At 34.6% G+C, this 5,221-nt stretch carries 4 protein-coding genes; 1 reads left to right on the forward strand and 3 read right to left on the reverse strand.

Annotated features, from left to right (window positions below):
• Positions 1-891 (forward strand): transposase (locus QZ276_RS06030; RefSeq protein WP_292486229.1); only part of this gene is annotated, 891 nt, incomplete at its 5' end.
• A gap of 765 nt (positions 892-1,656) precedes the next feature.
• Here QZ276_RS06030 and QZ276_RS06035 read toward each other — a convergent pair.
• From QZ276_RS06035 to QZ276_RS06045, 3 genes are all read right to left on the reverse strand, one after another.
• Positions 1,657-2,316 carry a hypothetical protein gene (locus QZ276_RS06035; RefSeq protein ID WP_292486231.1) on the reverse strand — a complete coding sequence of 220 codons (660 nt, stop codon included), beginning with the start codon at positions 2,314-2,316 and terminating at the stop codon, positions 1,657-1,659.
• Positions 2,317-4,697: 2,381 nt separating this feature from the next.
• Positions 4,698-4,913, reverse strand: coding sequence for a HepT-like ribonuclease domain-containing protein (locus tag QZ276_RS06040; RefSeq protein ID WP_342765703.1), 216 nt, complete (start codon positions 4,911-4,913; stop codon positions 4,698-4,700).
• Positions 4,900-5,221: zinc ribbon domain-containing protein (locus tag QZ276_RS06045; RefSeq protein ID WP_292486234.1), on the reverse strand; the 322-nt coding region annotated here is incomplete at its 5' end. The genes QZ276_RS06040 and QZ276_RS06045, both read right to left, overlap by 14 nt.

The following is a 5,221-nucleotide window of genomic DNA, read 5'->3' on the forward strand; positions in this document are numbered from 1 at the left end:
ACTGTCAGGGCAATCGCTAAAGTAGCTGAAAGCTACAGCAACGACAGAAAAACCATACACAAATTCGATAAAAGAGGAGCAGTAGTCTACGACCAGAGAGTACTGTCGTTCAAAAATAACGATGCGGTGTCCATACTTACTCTAGACGGCCGTGAGAAAATCGGTATATCTCACGGTAAATACAGACCTTTTGACATAAGTAAAATCAGAGGTCAGGCAGACCTGATTTACGAAGATGGTAACTTTTACCTGATGCTTGTGATGGAAGTAGATGAAGATGAAGTCAAATGTTACGAAGATGATGTTCTGGGTGTAGATCTTGGTGTAGTTAATATAGCAACTACTTCTGATGGAGAAGTCTATAAAGGAACAAAAGCTGATAAGGTTAGAGAACGATATACTAGTCTGAAGTCGAGGTTGCAGTCAGCAGGAACGTGGTCTGCCAAGAAGCACCTCAAGAAATTATCCAAAAAGGAACGCCGGTTCAAACGTGATCTGAACCATCGGGTTGCCAAACAGCTGGTCAAACACGCTAAAGACACGTCCCGGGCTATTGCACTGGAGAACCTCAACGGTTTTCGTCCGGAAGCTACGGTTACTAAAGCGCAGAGAGGTAGACTGGGTAAATGGGCGTTCTCTGAATTGACCAGATTCATATTATACAAAGCTAAACTTGAAGGGATACCTGTTATAATCATCAACCCGATATATACTTCGCAGCAGTGTTCTGAATGCGGGTATATCAACAAGAGCAACCGTCAGAAACAGGCTAAATTCAGGTGTAAGAGATGCGGTCATAGAGAGAACGCCGACTACAATGCTTCGAAGAATATTGCACACAGGGGAGCTGTCAGCCTTCCTAATGTCCTCCGCTTAGCTTCTATTAGTTAAGAGATGGAAGGACAAGCTAACCGCTTTAGCGGTTAGTAGCTGACCGACAACACTGACGTAAATTTGATAATAATCGGTGATATACCAGCTAAACAAATGGCATCCAGTAATAAAAGCGACCGGAAATCCGATAAAAGTACGCACCGCAGTATTCACAATTCAGGTCGAATTGGACGGTTCGCTTAATTTCTAGCACTCTAAATCAAAGAATTACAGTTGTCCTTACTGCGGACAATCAATTGTTTCCCTCTAATATTTATTATAGATCTTGTAAGTAATAAGCAGTGTTTTATAACTATTCAATTTTAATTTCGCGTTTTCAATGTTACACGAAACGTTAAAAATCTCAGATATGTTACGAAATAATGATGATGAGGGCAATTTTCTAATTCTCATATATTTATTGTGTATATATTTTTGCGATGGGAACAAGTGGCACATGTAATCAACAACTAACTGTGCCACCTGTATACCTATGGAATAAATCCGATAACAAGTAACTTCTTTTTTAAGGTCTTATTTATGGCAATGATATAGGAGTATAACAAAATTCTAACCATTCAACTTTGATTTGTTTTTGCTATTTCATTTTTTTAGTAAAAATTCTGCATCTACATTTTAGATTTGAGGTTATTCGATATTTGGTATTTGACCTACAGCAACATTGTGTATATAATTGATATATAGGAATGTTTGAACATGAAGTATTCATACAAATACTGATATTTACAAGATAGGTAATATTTAGGCTTGAAGTTTTAGGCTTCAGGCTTTAAGAACCGAGATAATTGTGTTGACGTCTACAGTATAATCCCACACATTTTTAAGGCTCGGGTCACTGGTTGTTGACAGGAATTCTAGAGTATGATGCTGCAGCGGCAGCAGGAAAACCTCATCGTTCCACAAGAACGCCAGTATAATCTCAAACCTAATACTCCTCCACCACAATCCTTTCTCGTTCAATCTCAGGCACATGTCCAGATATTTGCAAAGGTCTGACCTTTTCTCTAGGAATTTACTTTTACTTTCGACATCGCGGTATTTTCTATAGGTTTCGAAAGTATCTGTTATGTTGTGGCAATACTCAGCCATTCGACTGATGTTTTTACCGGAGGTTTTTAATCGAAATGACGGTTTTTTGGTATCGGTTCGTCTGTTAACATTGGTACAGTCCAAAAAAATTGTTTTGTTAACGTTAGGGGATACAGAGATAACTATATCACCTATATAGTATCCATCAGCTGCAGCCTGTCTACCGCTTACAGGCAGATTATACAGGTCATAGCTTTTTCTGGGAGACAGTTTTTCGGAAAATTTTGCATCGAGAATCTGGCGTATACGGTGTTCCGTCCGGATACCCTGTTTAAGTTCAGGAAGAATAATATCAGCTCCTGTAAAAGTTTTTTTTGGAAAAATAGTATACATAGTAATTTATGTTGTTAGACTTTAAAATACTTTGCAGTTTTATTTTTACAGATAATTCATGCGGAATTTTTTAAATGTGTTTTTGGCTGGTGGATATTATTGGTTATTACTGCGGTCTTAGATTTTGTATACACACCATACATTGCCAGATATCAGACCGTTAAAAACAATCACCCTGTTATTGGAAAATTTAGTACCATTTCATCTGGCACATGGTAGATATCCGAAGTTGTGCCAGTCTAAATATATAGGTAGAGGATGAATTATATTAGAAAAGGTAACATTACAACTCAGGTTAGTTTTTGATTTTCTGTTTTTTTGTTTTCTAACCTCTAATTTTTAGATACCCTCTTATGTCAAAAGATTGTACTTAAAAAAACGAAGTCCAGTAATAGATTTAATGATGGTTTAGTAACCATTTGTCAACATAAGTTGTATAGTCGGCATCATCTTCAAATGTTTCATCCCGAACATTTAATTTACCAGTTTCATTTTTTCTTGAATTTTTTTTCAAGGGAACTAAAGTCGTCGCCCTTATCAAGCATATCACTTTCACTATTCTCTAACGCTTCTAAAGCATTTTCATTAAAAACTCTAATTTAATTTTACCGGAAATGGATAATATACACTTTATTTCCGGTGGAAACCCTGAATTCCAAAGTAGATATTAACACACCTTAGTCTAAATTTCATCTGGAATGGAATACAAGCTTGTTATTCGTAACAAAACTCAAAGTATGTATACTATACTATTCCCCCCCACACACCTCTGTCGATGAGTTCTGGACATTTTGATAACGTTGTATTTTTGTTATGTATCATGTATGATGTAACAACGTATAATTTTGATATAGTCCTTTTTAAACCCGGGATATAAATAATTAACACATAACAAATGCTTATACTGTATATTTATTATATATATACTATATTATATATTACATTATAGCGAAAAATATAAAAAACATATTTAGATATGTCTTTATTGTTGTCACAAAAAATTAATAATGATTTTCATGTTATTGTTTTCTTGCTGAGATGAACAAAAAAGCTGTTCTACCGTTAGTAGATAATTACGACCCAATTCCTATTTGTTTGATAGTATATCAATATCAATCACGTTAAAAACAATTTCCATCTTGATAAATGATACATAATGTATAATGTAACAACGTATAATTATCTCCTTAACACACTCCAGAACTCATCGACAAAGGTGTGTGTCTAACCAATAACTCAAAACTCTAAGCATTCTGTTATTCTTATGATTTTTACGTCAGCAAAGGTGCCTATGTGTTCAAGATATTTTATGTATCATGTATCATGTATGATGTATAATGTAACAACGTATAATTATCTCCTTAACACACCCCAGAACTCATCGACAAAGGTGTGTGTGTCTAATCAATAACTAAAAATCTAAACTCTGTTATTCTTATGGTTTTTTAGAACATCTACAGCTTTCATTTTATTACCTGGTGATAAAAAATGTTATTATTAATCAATTTCACGGTTAAAAATGACTTCTTTATCTTGATACAGGGAAGGTATCAGAACAGTCCGGTTTCAGCGGTTTCAGTTAAGTTTCAGCCTGGTTTCAGTTAATAAACGCTATCAAGAAACTGCAGTTTCAGCAGTTTCAGGGTTATATCGATACCATTTAATAAAATGAGGTATTTTTTGCAAATTTTTCAAAGTTAGGAATACACTAAATTTATTAAACAATTAAACAACTTTCTAAATTTTGCACAATATTAATTGTATGGATGTGTGGGGGTAGCTATAAACCTGAAACTGCTGAAACTAAAGGATGTTGTTGCCGTTTTCAAAATGAAACTGCAGTTTAACCGAACTGAAACCAGTTTCATCCCCACCTGAAACTAAAGGATAATGTTATTGAAAATGCAGAAACTGGCAGTTTTAAAAAAATATCAAAAAAATAGTCGATTTTGAAATGTTGAATGAGTTAAACTCATGAGAAGGGGTGTAGGGGTCTAAGGATACCAACGGTTTCAACCATTATCCTCAGACCAAAGAAATTCTATTCAATGATTGGTAACTGACCCAATTACTGTTTTTGAATTACTACCATTTACTATTGAATTTGTTGTTTTTCTCTCCTGATCGTTGATTTCTTGCATCAATGAAATGATATCAGATTCGTTAAACGAGTCTGGTATGACATCTTCGTATTCAAGTTTTAATGCTTATGCTTCTGCATCTGAGCAATAAAATGCTGTTATATCCAATGTTAATTATTTCAGCTCTATCACATTTGTCATAAATTTTAGCATAAGAAACTTCATGGGCAGATGAAACTGAAGCAAACCCTCTGGATTATTAGATCTTAACAGCTACCTTTTCGACACCTTTCAACGTTGCTATTGGGTCTGCACCATATTTCTAAAACCTTTCATTGAACCCAGTATTTCTTTCATTTCTGTGGGTAATATTTTGTTTTGAATTAAATTATTCACAAGGTCTCTGTCCGTACCGGGAACACCTAATTTATAATCTGCATTTAAAATTGCACACGTCATTGTAATTGATAAAATTAGTAACATTAGATAACTAATTTTATTATCAATTACATTCATGAGATATACTCACTGGGTGTAACGCTACACCCTCTATCCCATCTAAATCAGGGATTGCTTTTTTCATAATATTATAGGCACCATTTACATCAGCATTAATTATTGTACCGTTAGATGATTGGAAAAGCCCTCTTTTAATTCTTTTACCAAGATAAGAAGTCCTTCTCTCAACTGGTTCACCATCGAGGAAAGAACACTTCGATGTATAGGATTCTTCTTGCTCAATCACTTTCAATCCAACATCTTCGGCTTTGTATTTTAGTTGTTCAAGAAGTCTATGAAATGGAATCTGTGTAAAGTTTTGGTTA

This window comes from Methanohalobium sp., from assembly GCF_018609725.1.
Classification (GTDB): Archaea; Halobacteriota; Methanosarcinia; order Methanosarcinales; family Methanosarcinaceae; genus Methanohalobium.

What these genes read in the sequence shown, in the direction of transcription:
- QZ276_RS06035 (WP_292486231.1), bottom strand. Translation starts at nt 2,316, where the DNA reads ATGTATACTATTTTTCCAAAAAAAACTTTTACAGGAGCTGATATTATT.
- QZ276_RS06040 (WP_342765703.1), bottom strand. Translation starts at nt 4,913, where the DNA reads ATGAATGTAATTGATAATAAAATTAGTTATCTAATGTTACTAATTTTA.